This window comes from Pseudomonas sp. S35 (genome assembly GCF_009866765.1).
Lineage (GTDB): Bacteria > Pseudomonadota > Gammaproteobacteria > Pseudomonadales > Pseudomonadaceae > Aquipseudomonas.
In genome coordinates this window covers 2,776,316-2,791,611 of sequence record NZ_CP019431.1, presented here as the reverse complement: position 1 = coordinate 2,791,611, position 15,296 = coordinate 2,776,316, and the positions used below count along the sequence as shown (strand labels likewise).

Annotated in this window: 10 protein-coding genes; 5 read left to right on the top strand and 5 right to left on the bottom strand. The window is 60.1% G+C overall.

What is annotated here, in order from left to right:
• The 5 genes from tssL to PspS35_RS12495 all read right to left on the bottom strand — a co-directional run bounded on the left by tssL (position 1) and on the right by PspS35_RS12495 (position 6,311).
• Positions 1-684, bottom strand: a complete 684-nt coding sequence (gene tssL / locus PspS35_RS12515; protein WP_159934880.1) for a type VI secretion system protein TssL, short form — start codon at positions 682-684, stop codon at positions 1-3.
• Positions 681-2,036: a type VI secretion system baseplate subunit TssK gene (gene tssK / locus PspS35_RS12510; protein WP_159934878.1), complete on the bottom strand. Its 1,356-nt coding sequence runs from the start codon at positions 2,034-2,036 to the stop codon at positions 681-683. The genes tssL and tssK overlap by 4 nt, the downstream gene beginning before the upstream one ends.
• 23 nt (positions 2,037-2,059) lie before the next feature.
• Positions 2,060-3,598 carry a type VI secretion system contractile sheath large subunit gene (tssC, locus tag PspS35_RS12505; RefSeq protein ID WP_159934876.1) on the bottom strand — a complete coding sequence of 513 codons (1,539 nt, stop codon included), beginning with the start codon at positions 3,596-3,598 and terminating at the stop codon, positions 2,060-2,062.
• Positions 3,599-3,631: 33 nt separating this feature from the next.
• The gene (gene tssB, locus PspS35_RS12500) at positions 3,632-4,135 is read right to left on the bottom strand and encodes a type VI secretion system contractile sheath small subunit (RefSeq protein WP_159934874.1); all 504 of its coding nucleotides are present in this window, start codon (positions 4,133-4,135) and stop codon (positions 3,632-3,634) included.
• Between the two features lie 547 nt (positions 4,136-4,682).
• The gene (locus PspS35_RS12495) at positions 4,683-6,311 is read right to left on the bottom strand and encodes a PvdJ/PvdD/PvdP-like protein (RefSeq protein WP_159934872.1); all 1,629 of its coding nucleotides are present in this window, start codon (positions 6,309-6,311) and stop codon (positions 4,683-4,685) included.
• A 143-nt stretch (positions 6,312-6,454) separates the two neighbouring features.
• Here PspS35_RS12495 and pvdM point away from each other — a divergent pair, with 143 nt between their 5' ends.
• The 5 genes from pvdM to PspS35_RS12470 all read left to right on the top strand — a co-directional run bounded on the left by pvdM (position 6,455) and on the right by PspS35_RS12470 (position 15,286).
• Complete coding sequence (gene pvdM, locus PspS35_RS12490; protein ID WP_159934870.1) at positions 6,455-7,798, top strand: pyoverdine-tailoring dipeptidase-like protein PvdM; 1,344 nt, start codon at positions 6,455-6,457, stop codon at positions 7,796-7,798.
• Positions 7,799-7,816: 18 nt separating this feature from the next.
• A complete protein-coding gene (locus PspS35_RS12485; RefSeq protein ID WP_159934868.1) occupies positions 7,817-9,085 on the top strand; it encodes an aminotransferase class V-fold PLP-dependent enzyme in 1,269 nt (422 codons plus the stop codon).
• A 31-nt stretch (positions 9,086-9,116) separates the two neighbouring features.
• Positions 9,117-9,995, top strand: a complete 879-nt coding sequence (locus tag PspS35_RS12480) for a formylglycine-generating enzyme family protein (protein ID WP_159934866.1) — start codon at positions 9,117-9,119, stop codon at positions 9,993-9,995.
• Between the two features lie 197 nt (positions 9,996-10,192).
• Positions 10,193-11,848, top strand: a complete 1,656-nt coding sequence (locus tag PspS35_RS12475; protein WP_159934864.1) for a cyclic peptide export ABC transporter — start codon at positions 10,193-10,195, stop codon at positions 11,846-11,848.
• 51 nt (positions 11,849-11,899) lie between these two features.
• A complete protein-coding gene (locus PspS35_RS12470; protein WP_159934862.1) occupies positions 11,900-15,286 on the top strand; it encodes a non-ribosomal peptide synthetase in 3,387 nt (1,128 codons plus the stop codon).
• Positions 15,287-15,296: the final 10 nt, after the last annotated feature.

Below are 15,296 nucleotides of genomic sequence, written 5' to 3'. Positions count from 1 at the left end.
TCACCCCTGACCAGGCATGAGCGAAGCCATCGCGTCGTTCAACAGGTGGTCCAACCCCCACCCTGTAGCCGCAAGCAACAAGCCCATCGACAGGATCTGGATCAGCGGCGAGCGCAGCCAGGACAGGCCCGCAAGCACACATCCACTGGGCGCTTGCGTAACAAGGGTATGCCTGACCTTGAGTGGCGTTACCCGCGCGTCAAGGGCGACCTGTAACTGCTCACGTTCAGGATCCTCCAGGTCACGGTAGCGCCCGCGAAAACCCAGCATCAATACCCGCTGAAATGCAGTCAGCACATGCTGATCAGGCGCCGCTCCACGCAATACTTCGCGTAGGTCTTCATACAGAAACTCACCCGCCTGGTGACGGTTGAAAAACTTGGCCTGCAACGGTTCGCTGGCCCAGGACGCCCGCGCCTCATCGCTGGCGAAGGTCAGCACAGTCTCATCGAGCAACGCACATTGCGCGTGGCTGATGTGATCGATGCTACGTTGACCAAGACCCGCCAGCTTGAGCTGTTGGCACACCTGCTCCACTTGCGCTGTGCAAAGCTGCGCCAGCTCGCGGCTATTCTGCACCGAGGCTCCCTGGCGCAACTCAACCACCAACAGATAGGTGTCCTGCAACAGCGCATCGATATCCACCGCTGCCGAATTCCGCTCTTCGAAAGACGTCACTTTCATGAGCGCAGCACCGCGAACAGTTCAAGCTTGACGTCGGCCAATGTGCTGGGGACGTAGAACGCGCAAACGCCTTCGTCCAGCATCGCTTGCCCGCTGGGATGGCCGAGATCAAGGGCGAAATATTGATTTTCCAGGCGCAATGGAATCGCCGCCGGCACATGGCTGAGCGACTGCAACGGCACCCCATCGAGCGCAGCATTGACCAGGTAGTTGACAGCGTCGGGTGTGCCGATCTTGCATAAGCGCGGGAACTGATCCTGCAACTGCGCCGCCGGCAGCCGGCAACGCACTGACAGATAAAAGTCGGCAGCATCCCGTTCACGCAAGCGAGGGTCATTCAACGTGACTTGCCAGCGATTGGCCCCACGCTCCTGCAGTAGCAAGGCAATGACCCGCGACGGCAGACTGGCCTCCAGCAGAAGGGAAATGCTGTGCATCAAGGGCGGGAATACGGCATCCAGGTGCGCGTGTCGATAAGCCGGAATCTCATCGACATCGTGTTCCAGTGAAAACGTCAGCAGCCCGCCCGCCAGCTTGATCAGCGCTTGATAGACATGCTCGGGATGCCGCGCCGGAAACGCGCGCAGATCCGCCAGTACGGGCTCATAAGTGTTCAAGGCATTAAGCAGCCAGAACAGCGAGACATCGGCAACGGCAAAGTCGGCCATGCGCTGATTGCTTTCCCGTCGCATCCCCATGAGTCGTTGGCGCTTGGCAGCCAATTGCGTCAACAGGTTGTCCAGTTGATTCAACAACCCAGGATGCGCGGCGAAGCTGAGCAATGGCGGCACGTAACCGGGGTCGAGGCTCCAGGCGCCTTTCCCGTCTCGCACCAGACGTGCGACCGGACACGTTACGTAGTCCGCGTTGTCGTCACTGTGCAAGCGCAGACTCAGCGCGTGTTCCAGCACGCCAATCGACTGCGCCTCGTCTGCGTAGATATCCTGTACCTGGCGCCAATCCTGATGATAACGGGTTGGCCGATCGACTCTACCGCCTTCAAACACGCAGTTGCTGCCGTTGGCTTGCTCTAATGGCAACGCCAATAGCACAGTCACTTCTTGAAACTCATCGGTCAGCAGGGCCGCCAGTTCCAACGCAGAAGGCAGCCGATCCAGGCATTCGCTGTCGACCCATGTGCCGTCGGGCATTCGCACCTGCAATCGAGTGGCCTTGAGCTTGCCCAGTCCTAAGGCATCCAAGTCAAACTCCGCAACCTGCACACCCCAGGGGTGTATCCAGGTCAGTAGTGCAAGCTGGTTATTGGCCCAAGCCTCATAGCGTGTCTGCTGCTGAAATTGCTGCGGCGACAGCAATGCGCCGGCGGCCCATAACGGGCGATCGATCTTCATGGCATCGTTTCCCTACGATTGAATCAGGCCTTGGCCTTGGGCATCTGCGAAACCAACGACAGGTTCACGTCCATGCCCTCGACCTGGAAGTGCGGCACGGCGTACAACTTGACGCGGAAGAAGCCCGGATTGTCCTCAATGTCTTCGACCGTCACCTTGGCATCGCGCAGTGGGTGCGAGGCCTGCAAGTCATCGCCGGGGTCTGTCATCTCGGTGACCAGCCCGCCAATCCATTTGTTCAGCTCAAGCTCCAGCAGACGTCGGTCCTTGGTGGTGCCGATGTTTTCGCGCTGGATCAGCTTCAGATAATGGGCAATCCGTGAGAGCAGGAAGATGTAAGGCAAGCGTGCATTGATTCGACTGTTGGCGGTGGCGTCGGCCGTGTCGTACAGCGCCGGTTTCTGCGCGGAATTGGCCGAAAAGAAACACGCGTAGTCGCGATTCTTGTAGTACGAGAGTGGGATGAAACCGAGATTGGCAAATTCAAACTCACGGGTTTCGGGGATCATGACTTCGGAAGGAATCTTGACCTGATTACCGGTGCCCAAGTCGTACAGATGGATCGGCAGTTCCGTTACCGCACCGCCCGATTGCGGCCCACGAATCTGCACGCACCAGCCATTGGCGATGAAGCTCTTGACCATGTTGGCCGCAAAGGCAAATGAGGCATTGGTCCACAGGTATTTACCGTGATCCGGCCCCTTGACGCTTTCGATGTAATTGAAATTGCGCACTGGAATGGTGTCGGGCCCATAGGGCAAACGCCCAAGGACGCGTGGCATGGTCAGGCCGATGTAACGCGCATCGTCACTGTCGCGGAACGCCTTCCACTTGATGTATTCAGCACGGTCAAAGTAGTTGCCGATGTCCTTGATCGCGGCAACCTCCTCCATAGTCTCCTTGCCGAAGAAGGCGGGGCCGACAGCGCCCACAAACGGCATATGCGCGGCCGCCGACACTTTCGAGATATTACGCAGCAGGGCGATATCCTGAGGGCTTCGGTTGAACTCGTAGTTGGAGATAGCTGCTGCAATCGGCTCGCCGCCGGGAGTGTCGTACTCCTGGGTGTAGGTGTGCAGGTACAAGCCACTCTGGGCGATTTCCGGCGCATCCTCGAAGTCCTGCACGAGGTGATCCTTGCTGATATCCAACAGTTCGATGCGCACGTTTTGACGGAAATCCGTCTGATCAATCAGCGACTTCACGCCACGCCAGGTCGACTCGACACGCTGGAAATCCGGATGGTGCATGACCGCGTCAAGCTGACGGCTGATCTGCATGTCCAGGGAGGCGATGTGTTCGTCCAGCAGAACCTTATCCAAGCGCTCGACTTTCTGCGGTGATTGCTTAAGCAACTTTAAAAACACACTCACCGCTGCGGTTACCCGCTCATCGGCTGACACTTCAGACAACGCCTCAGCATTCTGAAAAACGTCTATACCACCCAGCGTTACTATCGGGTTCAGATTAATCTTGTTAAACAGCGCGCCGTAAATGCCTGCGCACGGCTCAGTTAATACAGTGGCACTGCGCGATTGCTCGCTGGAACTTTCTATAGCCATAACGAAACCTTCCTTTAAAAAATTCGAGTTAAATCAACGATCTTCCATAGGCGCCAAGGCAGCCAACTCCGCCCGTAGTTCATCACTAAGCGCATCATCTTTAAGAATTCGTTCTAACTCGTGACGGAAGGTCACGTTATCCAGCAGATTCGATTTGAGATCGCGCAACAGGTTGCGCATAGCCAACAAGGCCCGCAGTTGCGGGATCTGCCGCGCGACTTGCTCGGGTTCAAAGTCCTTCATGCATTGAAAGTTCAGCTCGACCGAGGCATCAGATGCCTCGTCGCTCAAGGTATCGGGAACGGCGAGCCTCAGGCTGGGCGAGAAGTCCGCCAGGACGCTGTCAACGTTGTTTTTATTGATATTGACCTTGCCCCGTTCGGACAGCGGACGCTGCTCCTTGCCGTTGCTGTAGTCACCCATCACCATCAGTTTGAGTGGCAGTTCAATCTTTTTCTGCGCACCGCCGGTATGCAGGTCAAGTTTGATATTGATCCTGGCTTTGGGCACTTCATTTTGAAAGCTGCTTAAAGTCATAACTCCATCCGTAAGTCACCTTTTCAACAGCACGCGTAGCCATTGAGAAAGAAGAAAGACCGAAACCCACACACAAAAAAATGGATTCCTTACTGAAGAAACCAGCGCACTACACGGCGACTGGAAATCTCTTCGCACTTAGGATGAAGTATCGCCCTTTGTATTTGCCACCCCCCAAACCACGGGCAAGAGCTTTCTGTAACGCTTTGCGGAAACATCCCACAAACCACCCAGATGCCCCCTATTCCTATCAATATTTAATGTTTAATTACCTACATAAGAACACTCCGTCAGAGCTTCAAACTATTTGTAGGCAATCAATGTAGGATTTTTATAAAAACAACAAAGCAGCGGCCACTCTCTTACATCCATAGGCATTGCGCTTATAACGTAAGAGGCGATCAAGGAGGCGCACTTATACCGTTCAATCACAAGAAAACGCTTCAGTGCCGTCGAACAAGCACCGAGGCATAAGCGCAGACGGTTCAGATTACTGCCCGCCACCGCAGGCTCATATCGTAAAAATTGAAGTTTGCGGGTGTGCCGTTTACGCGTCCCGCGCCCTCACCCTCAAATGCCGCGCATACCAAGGACGCCTAGGCACACGCTTGAACAACCCGTTGAGAACATCTTCATCCGCGCCAAACGTAATGCGCAACGCGAGCTTCATGGTCTCCGGGTCCATCTCCATCGACTTGCCCATCTGCAACCCCGGTGCGGTGCTGCAGCCATGGGTGTCCGGGCCGAGCCAGGGATCGCCGACTTCCACCCAACGTCCTGGCGCAAACCACGCGACACCGTTGACTTCCAGCCGGCTGACTTCACCTGGATTGAAGCGCTCGTGGGCGCGGAACCAGTCTTCGATGCGGTCATCGATCCAGCCGTGGAAGTGCCAGAACACCGGGTTTACGTGGGAGGAGAATGGGTCGCCGAGGAAGTCGTTTTCGGCGGCATACCAGCGTGCGGCAAAGTCTGCAGGGTCTCGGGCAAAGGGCACTGGCGCGCCGTTGGAGGGGTCGCGGGGCACCGAGGCCCAGCGCATGTGCAGCCAGTCGTGCAGGCCCAGTTCCATTTGCGAGCCCAGTTGCCCAAGGGTGAATTTGGCCAGGTAACGCGGGTCGCGGTATTGGGACTCCCAGACCTGGAAGTTGCTGTGGTAGGTCTCCTCCGATTTGATGTCGCTGACCCACTGGGTGTATTCGCTGTCGTCCGGGGCCGACCAGGTGGGCGGCAGGGCGAAGCCGTCGTGGTTGTCGAAGTAGCGCACAAAGCCCAGGCGGTCACGCTCCAGCGCCGGTTGCGGTTCGGGGAAGGCGGGCCACGAGGGCAAGTCCTGCATGGCGCGCGCGGCGCCGAGCATGTGCCGGTGCATGAAGAAGAAGTCGATACCCGAGCCGTTGCGGTCTTTGCGTTTGCCGCGGGCATCGCGCTCCTGGCCTCGTGGGCCGGGTTGCCAGCCGATGCCGCGCAGGGCGTCGCGTTTTTCTTCGGAGAGCTTGTGCCATTGGTCGCGGGTGGCGTGCCACAGTTGGTGGAACAGGCGGTGCTCGGGGGCGATCAGCCAGGCGAGCAGGGTCGGATTATGGCCGATGCGCTGGCGGGCTTCGGGGAACAGCTGTTTGTGGGCGATAAAGCGGCTGTCGCGTTCGGTCATCGCCAGGGGACGATCCAGGTCAAGGATCTGTCCGCTGAGTGTGCCGCTGCCGGCGTTGCCGAAGTCGGCCCAGACTTCGTCGAGGGTCATCTTGAACTCATAGGCGGGCCGGCCATCGGCCGAGTCGCGGTCGATCAGGCGCCAATAGAGCAAGGCGCCCTCGCCCGTCAGCACATCACCCAATACGCGGTAGCGCGGTTCGCCTTCGGCACGCAGGTTGGCGGCGGTGTCCAGGTAGCCGCGCAGGCCTCGGCCACGAGGTGCGATGTCGAGCAGCAGTTCCAAGCCCTGCAGCGCCAGCCCCTTGAGGCCAGCGTCATGGCCTTCCAGGCGCAGGCTCCAGACTCCGCGCAAGGTGTTCGCCAAATGCTGGCCAGCGGTGTCGGCCAAATCTACCGTGGCTTCGCCAGGTGTGATCGGAAATTCTTCACGCGTCAACTCGCGATGGGCATAGAACGCTGCCGGCACAGCGGCGCCAGTGAGCGCGAGGCCTGCGATGAACCCACGTCGAGAGATGGTCATTGTCTACCTTAGGAAACGGCTTGATCAGAGCTAGAACGTTTGCTGGCAGGGGAAATTTACCGCCGCCGTCTCGCCCGCCTAAATTTCCCGGTTCATCGCTCGTTCTTCCCAGATAGCAAAGGCCTCAACTGACTGAGATGGCAATGACAAAATCACGTTCGAAAAAGGCGCTGTATATCGGCCTGCCGCTGGCGCTGGCCGTCGGCGCTGGTTGGCTGGTCTGGGATCACTGGTTCAGAGGCAATGCCGGCTACTCGCTGGAGGTGATCAAGCAGGCCAACGAAATGCAGGACCGCCTGCTGTCGTTCGACAGTCACATCACCGTGCCGGTGGATTTCGGCACCGCCGGAAAAGAAGCGGACAAGGACGGCAGCGAGCAGTTCGACTTGGTCAAGGCCAGTCGCGGCCGCTTGTCCGGTGCCGCCCTGACCATCTTTGGCTGGCCGGAGATCTGGAACGGCCCCAATGCGCCACACAAGCCTACCGAAGGGTTTGTCGAGGCGGCACGCCAGGAACAGGAAGTGCGCTACAAAATCATCAGCGCTATGGTGCGCGACTTCCCCAACCAGGTCGCCATCGCCTACACCCCGGATGACTTGCGGCGCCTGCATGGCGAGGGCAAGTTTGCGATCTTCATGAGCATGCTCAACGCCTACCCCTTGGGCAACGACCTGAACCAACTGGACCTCTGGGCCGCGCGCGGCATGCGCATGTTCGGCTTCAGCTATATCGGCAACAACGCCTGGTCGGACTCGTCGCGCCCACTGCCATTTTTCAATGACAGCGCAGATGCCCTGGACGGCCTGTCGGACATTGGCAAGCAAGCAGTTCATCGCCTCAACGACCTGGGTGTGATCATCGATGTGTCGCAGATGTCGACCAAGGCCCTGGAGCAGGTAGCACAGCTGAGCCGTACGCCGATGGTGGCCTCTCACTCGGCACCGCGGGCATCGGTGGATATTCCGCGCAACCTCAGCGACAAGGAGTTGCAGTTGATCAAGCACAGCGGCGGCGTAGTGCAGATCGTGGCCTTCTCCGCCTACCTGCGCCCATTGAGCCAGCCGACCCAGGACAAGCTCAACGCCCTGCGCGCGCGCTTCGACCTGCCGCCGCTGCCCAACCTGGCCATGGCGCTGATGCCCGGCGATGCAATCATCGCGGCCTGGCCCGAGCATAAGTTCGGCGAGTACGCCGGTGAGCTGTACGGCATCCTGGATAAAGAACCCAAGGCAACCCTCAAGGACCTGGGGGATGCCATCGACTACACCGTACGCAAGATCGGTATCGATCACGTTGGCCTGTCTTCGGACTTCAACGACGGCGGCGGCATCGACGGCTGGAACAACGTCGGCGAAATCCGCAACGTCACCGCCGAGCTGATCCAGCGCGGCTACTCCGAAGCCGATATCGCCAAGCTGTGGGGAGGCAACTTCCTGCGGGTGTGGGACCAGGTACAAAAAGCCGCCAAACCATTGGCCAACCGCTAACCACCTAGAAGCCAGTCCATGACCGACCGCCGTACGTTTCTCAAGCAGGCCGGGGTATTTGCCGCCAGCCTGCCGCTTGGCGCTGCCATCCTGCCTCACGCACAGGCAGCCACCACGCAAGACCCATGGACGGGACTCAAGCAACTGTTCAACCAGGACCCGGATTACCTGCACTTCTCCAACTTCCTGGTGGCCTCACACCCCAAACCGGTTCGCGACGCCATCGAGCGCTACCGCGCACAGATCGACCGCAACCCTGGGCTGGCCATGGACTGGGACCTGCAGGAAACCTGGAAGCGCGAAGGCCAGGTGCGCGAATGGGCCGGCCACTACCTGAAGGCTACGCCCCCGCAGATCGCCCTGACCGGCAGCACCTCCGAAGGGCTGGCGATGATTTATGGCGGCATCCATGTGCGCCCGGACCAGGAAATACTGACCACCACCCACGAGCACTACGCCACCAACTACAGCCTGGACTTTCGCGTGCGCAAGCAAGCCACCCAAGTCCGCAAGATCGCGCTGTTCGACACCGCCAACCGGGTGTCCGTCGACGAAGTGCTGAGCAATATCCAACGCAGTATCCGCCCCAACACCCGCGTGCTGGGCATGACCTGGGTGCAGTCCGGCAGCGGCGTCAAGCTGCCCATCGGCGAGATCGGCAAGCTGGTGGACGAGCACAACCGCAATCGCGACGACAAGGACCGCATCCTTTATGTCGTGGATGGCGTACACGGCTTCGGCGTGGAAAATCTCGATTTCCCGGACATGCACTGCGACTTCTTCATCGCCGGCACCCACAAGTGGATGTTCGGCCCGCGCGGCACCGGCATCATCTGCGCCCGTTCGGCGCAGAACAACGACGTGACGCCTATGGTGCCGACCTTCTCCGAAGATACCGACTTCGCCACCACCATGACGCCGGGCGGCTATCACGCGTTTGAGCATCGCTGGGCGCTGGATGAAGCCTTCAAACTGCACCTGCAGTTGGGCAAGGCGTCGGTCCAGGCGCGCATTCATCAGCTCAACAGCGAGCTCAAACAGCACCTGCTGGCGCACCCAAAGGTTGAGCTCGTAACCCCGCAAAGCCCCGAGCTCTCGGCGGGGTTCACCTTCTTCCGGATCAAGGGCCAGGACTGCGACCGGTTCGCCGCAGCCATGATGAAACACCGCGTGGTGATCGACGCGGTCGACCGCGATGCTGGCCCGGTCATCCGCACCGCGCCTGGCCTGCTCAACAACAGCGACGAAATCCAACGCTTCATGACCTTGCTCAACCAACAGGTCTGACGCACTTTTTTCCTTTGATCGAGAGACCTGCATGAACACTGTCACTCACCTGAAACTACTGACAGCCCTGCTCCTGACCCTCCTGTGCGGCGCATTGCTGCCAGGCCTGGCCCACGCCGCCGAATCCCAGCCAGGCAAGGTCTTCAAGGACTGCAAGGATTGCCCGGAAATGGTCGTGCTGCCCGCCGGCACCTTCACCATGGGTACGCCGGACGATGAAGTCGGTCGCGAGCCCGACGAAGGCCCGATGCACCCAGTGACCTTTGCCAAGCCTTTCGCCATGAGCCGCTTCCATGTGACGGCCGGTGAATGGGACAGCTACCTGCGCCAGAGCGGCGTGAAGATCGCCAACGGCGACGAACGCCCCGGCCGCGAGTGCATCGCCAGCAAGCCGCGCTACGCCCAGGGACCGCGGCAACCGGCGGTGTGCATGAGCGTTGACGATGCCGAGAAGTACGTCGCGTGGCTGTCGAAAAAGACCGGCCAGAAATACCACCTGGTCAGTGAGGCCCAACGCGAATACGCCGCCCGTGCGGGCTCCGCCGGTCCTTTCCCATTCCCGTTCGATGAAGGCACCCAATACAGCATCGCCAAACACGCCAACACCTACGGCCCGACTGACGGCTACAGCTTCAGCTCGCCCGCCGGCAGCTACCCGCCCAACGCCTTCGGGATGTACGACATGCACGGCAACGTCTACGAGTTCGTCGCCGACTGCGAGCACAAGAACTATGTCGGCGCGCCTGCCGATGGCAGCGCCTGGATCGCCGACGGCGACTGCAAGGCCCGTCAGATCCGCGGCAACGACTGGGGCGAAGCGCCAGTGTTCTCGCGCTCCGGCAATCGCAACACGATTTGGGTCGAAACCCGCGGCGATTGGCTCGGCTTTCGCGTAGTCCGCGACCTCTGACCCCGCCCCGCCATCGACGGCCCCGTCGTCGATGGCCTGCTCCACCTCCTCCCTCCCGCCCCACCCACTCCCTTCGCACCACTGCACGAGTCGCGCATCGCACACTCGCCGCTAAATTCAGGACCTGCCGCTTCGTTCCATAAAGGTTCGATACCACGGACCCACCGCAAAACCCCAAACGCCGAGGAACGTTTTACATGACTGCCAAACCACGCAGCGCCTTTCGAGAAGTGCTCAGTCTGCTCAAGCCTTATTGGGTCACGCTGAGTATCTCAATAGCCCTCGGCATCCTGGGCGGCTTGTGCGTGACCGCGCTGCTGGCCACGATCAATACCACCCTGCACACAGAAGGCGGACTCAACTCCAGCATGGTCATGGCCTTCGCCGGGTTTTGTGTACTGGGCCTGGTCAGTTCGATCGTGTCCGACATTGGTACCAACTATGTCGGCCAGCACGTGATTGCACGCTTGCGTAAAGATCTCGGCGCCAAGGTGCTGTGTGCACCGGTTGAACAGATCGAACGCTACCGGGCCCATCGACTGATTCCGGTATTGACCCATGACGTCAACACCATCAGTGATTTCGCCTTCGACTTCGCGCCACTGGCGATCTCGTTCACTGTGACCCTAGGCTGCCTGGGTTACCTGGCCATGCTGTCGTGGCAGATGTTTTTGCTGACCACCATCGCGATCATCATCGGCAGCGCCGTGCAGTACCTTGCGCGGCAAATGGGCATCAAGGGCTTCTTCGCTGCACGCGAAGCCGAGGATGAATTGCAGAAGCATTACAGCGCCCTGAATGCTGGCGCCAAGGAACTGCGTATTCATCGCCCGCGCCGCTTCCGCATGTTCAGCCACCGCATCGAAGGCACGGCGAACAAGATCCGTGATACCCATATTCGATCGATCAACATTTTCGTGATCGCCAAGACGCTGGGTTCGATGCTGTTCTTCGTAGTGATTGGCCTGGCGCTGGCCTTGCAATCGTTCTGGCCAAGCGTCGACCAGAAAATCATGAGCGGCTTCGTGCTGGTGCTGCTGTACATGAAAGGGCCACTGGAACACCTGATCGGCACGCTTCCGATCGTCAGCCGCGCCCAGATCGCCTTCCGTCGCATCGCCGAACTGTCGGAGCAGTTCTCGTCACCGGAGCCGCATCTGCTGATCAGCGACCAGCCCCATACCAAACAGAGCATACAAAGCCTGGAGCTGCGTAACGTCAGCTACGCATTCCCGGCTGTAGAAGGTTTCGAACCCTTCAAGCTGGGCCCGTTGAACCTGAATATCGAACAAGGCGAAATCCTGTTCATTGTCGGTGAAAACGGCTGCGGCAAGACCACCATGATCAAACTGCTACTGGGCCTCTACACGCCACAGGAAGGGCACATCATGCTCAACGGCAAGGCCGTCGATGCCCACAGCCGTGATGACTATCGCCAGCTGTTCACCACCATCTTCTCTGACTATTACCTGTTCGACGAGTTGGTGCAGGGCGAGCACGGCAAACAACTGCCAGCAGACGTCGACCAGTACCTGGAGCGCCTGGAGATTGCTCACAAGGTCAGTGTGCGCGACGGCGCCTTTACCACCACAGACCTGTCGACCGGCCAACGCAAGCGCCTGGCGTTGCTCAATGCCTGGCTGGAAGAGCGTCCGGTGCTGGTGTTCGACGAATGGGCGGCCGACCAGGACCCGACATTCCGCCGTATTTTCTATACCGAGTTGCTGCCAGACCTCAAGCGCCTGGGCAAGACCATCATCGTCATCAGTCATGACGACCGTTACTTCGATGTCGCCGACCAGTTGGTACGCCTGGAGTTGGGCAAGGTGATCCAGGCCAACAGCCTGGCCTGACCCCGACACACCACCGGCCCATCGGCCCTGACTCAACGCCCGAGACATGCAATGACTGCCACTCACGATATTCAAGACGACGAACTGCTGGCCCTGCTACTGGGCGACGAGGCCACCGTGCCACGAATCCGCCCACGCGACTCGGCGCTCCCGGCGCCGTTGTCGTACGCACAACAACGCTTGTGGATCGAGCAGCAATACGACCCCAGCAGCAGCGCCTACAATCTGCCTCGGGCGTTTCTGCTCAAGGGCCAGTTGCACGCCCAGGCATTGGAAAGCGCCCTGGCACACGTGATCGAACGCCATCAGATCCTGCGCAGCCGATTTGTTGAGATCAATGGCCAGCCCTTCCAGGAAGTCGATCACCAGGCACGGTTCTGCCTGGATCGCCAAGACCTGCGCACCTACCCGGCCGCCGAGCGCAAAGCCATGCTCGACCGTCAGGTCCAGGCCCAGAACACTGAGCCCTTCGACCTGTCCCGAGGGCCGTTGCTTCGCGCGCAACTGTTGCAGTTGGCCGATCAGGAACACGCACTGCTGATCACACTGCACCATATTGTTTCCGATGCGTGGTCCAACGCGATCCTGGTCCAGGACCTGTGTGAGGCCTATCGCATCAGCACCGGCGCCCGCCCACACCAACAGCTGCCCGCACTGGCGGTGCAGTACGCCGATTACGCTCAGTGGCAGCGGGACAATCAGGCCAGTGGCCAAGGGCTGGAAAGCGGCATCGCCTACTGGCAGAGCTACCTGGGAGATGACTTTCCGGTGCTCGAACTGCCCACCGACCAACCTCGCCTGAAGACGACCGGCCAGCCCGCCGCGCACTGTCATATCCAACTGCCCCAAGCGCTGAAGCAGCAGGTCGACAGCCTTTGCGCACGCGAAGGCATCACGCCGTTCATCGTGTTCCTGGCGGCCTGGCAGATCCTGCTCAGCCGCTACAGCGGCCAGCAAGACTTCTGCGTCGGCGTCCCCAACGCGACACGCCATCTGGAAGAGACGCAGGCGCTGGTTGGGTGTTTTGTCAGTACCCAGGTCTACCGTACGCGCCTCGACTCACGCATGAGCGCGGTCGAATTGCTGCGTCGTTTGCGCAAAGAATCGCAGGCCGCCTTGCAGCATGCCGACATCCCCTTCGAGCTGCTGCTGGATAACCTGTCCTTCGAGCGCAGTGCCGAACACGCACCTATCTTCCAGACGCTGTTCAACTGGCGGGTCGAGGACAACACCGCGACGTTGCTCCAGTTGGGTGACCTGGTGCTGGAGTTCATCGACAGTGACTTGCCGCAGGCCAAGTTCGACCTGTCGATCGATGCCGGCAGCAGCCCCACGGGCTTCTACGCCAGCATTGAATACAATGCCGAACTCTTCGACGCCGCCACCGTGCAACGCATGGCGCAGCATTGGCAGAACCTGATTCAAGCCATCAGCCAACAACCGGAACAGGCACTGGCCGATCTGGCATTGCTCCACCCTCTGGAGCGTCAGCAGATCCTGGTGGACTGGAACCCGCCGGCACTGCATATCAGCAAGCTGCCCGTGCATCAGCGCATCGCGGCGCAAGCGGCCCTGACCCCTGATGCCGTGGCGCTGCTGCTGGGCAATGAGCGTCTGAGCTATCGCCAGCTTGAACAACAGGCCAATCGCCTGGCTCACCGGCTGATCGCCGAAGGGGCTGGGCCGGATATACGCGTTGGCGTAGCCTTTGAGCGCTCGATTGAGATGGTTGTCGGCTTGCTGGCGATTCTCAAGGCCGGCGGTGCCTATGTGCCACTGGACCCGGAGTATCCGCAAGACCGCCTGACCCACATGATGCAGGACAGCGGCGTCGGCCTGCTGCTCACCCAGGCGGCCATCGGCGCGCGCCTGAGTATCCCTGGCCACATCAAGGTGATCCACCTCAGCCTGGACGCTGGCGACCTCAGTGCCTACGCCACCGAAGCCCCGGCCACCCATGTCGACCCGCTGAACCTGGCCTACGTCATCTACACCTCCGGTTCCACCGGCATGCCCAAGGGCGTGGACATCAGCCATGAGGCGCTCACCGGTCATACCGATGTCGCCATCGGCTACTTCCAATTGAGCGCACAGGATCGGGTGCTGCTGTTTTCTTCACTCAATTTCGATGGCTTTATCGAACAGCTGTTTCCAGCCTTGTGCGTCGGTGCGGGCGTTATCATTCGCGGCAATGAGGTCTGGGACAGCGAAAGCTTCTACCGCGAAGTCATCGACAATGGCATGACCGTGGCAGACCTGAGCACCGCCTACTGGTTCCTGATCGCCCAGGAATTCGCCCGCAAAGGTCCCCGCGACTACGGCCAGCTACGCCAGGTCAGTGCCACTGGCGAGGCCATGCCGCCAGAAGGTGTGAAACTGTGGGCCCAAGCCGGGCTCAATCATGTGCGCCTGCTCAATACATACGGTCCGACTGAAACCACTGTGACCGCCAGCTTCCTGGACTGCGCCGAGTACGTCTCAGGCGTCCGGTCGCTGCCAACGCTGATGCCGATTGGCACCCCTTTGGGTGGCCGCAGCATGTATGTGCTGGATGACAACCTGGAGCCGGTCCCGGCCGGGGTGGTCGGCGAACTGTACATCGGCGGCCCATTGCTGGCGCGTGCCTATCACGATCGCCCAGCACTGACCGCCGAGCGCTTCGTGGTGGATGCTTTCGGCCAGCAGCCGGGCGGGCGGTTGTACCGCACGGGCGACCTGGTGCACTACCGCGCAGATGGCGTGATCGAGTACATCGGGCGCGCCGACCATCAGGTCAAGATCCGTGGTTTTCGCATTGAGCTCGGCGAGATCGAGGCCCGCCTGCTGCAATGCGCCGAGGTCCGCGAGGGATTGGTGGTGACACTGGACAGCGCCAACGGCAAGCAACTGGCAGCCTATCTGGTCCCTTGCGACCCAACGCTGGCCAGCGCCGACCTGGACACCCAGAAAGCGCGCCTGGCAGACGTAAGGGCGCAGCTCAAAGCCAGCCTGCCGGACTACATGCAACCGACGTTCTGGGTGCTGCTGGCCCAATTGCCACTGACCCCCAACGGCAAGCTCGACCGCAAGGCCCTGCCCGCTCCCGACCCGGCACTGGCCCATAGCGACTACGTGGCTCCGGCTACAGAACTGCAAACCCGCCTCGCGCACATCTGGCAAGAGGTGTTGAAAGTCGAGCGGGTCGGCCTGCACGACAATTTCTTCGAACTGGGTGGCCACTCCCTGCTGGCTACGCAAGTGGTGGTCCGGGTACGTGAGCAGTTAGGCGTGGAGCTACCGATCCGCGATCTGTTTGGTGCCGAGCATTTGCTTGAGCTGGCCGAAAAGGTTCAGGGCCTGCAAACCGCAGCCAACCCCCTGCAGGACGAACTCGCCAGGACCCTGGCGCTGCTCAAGAGCCTGTCCAGTGACGATATTGAAGATTTGATTTCCCAATAAGGAATTTTCG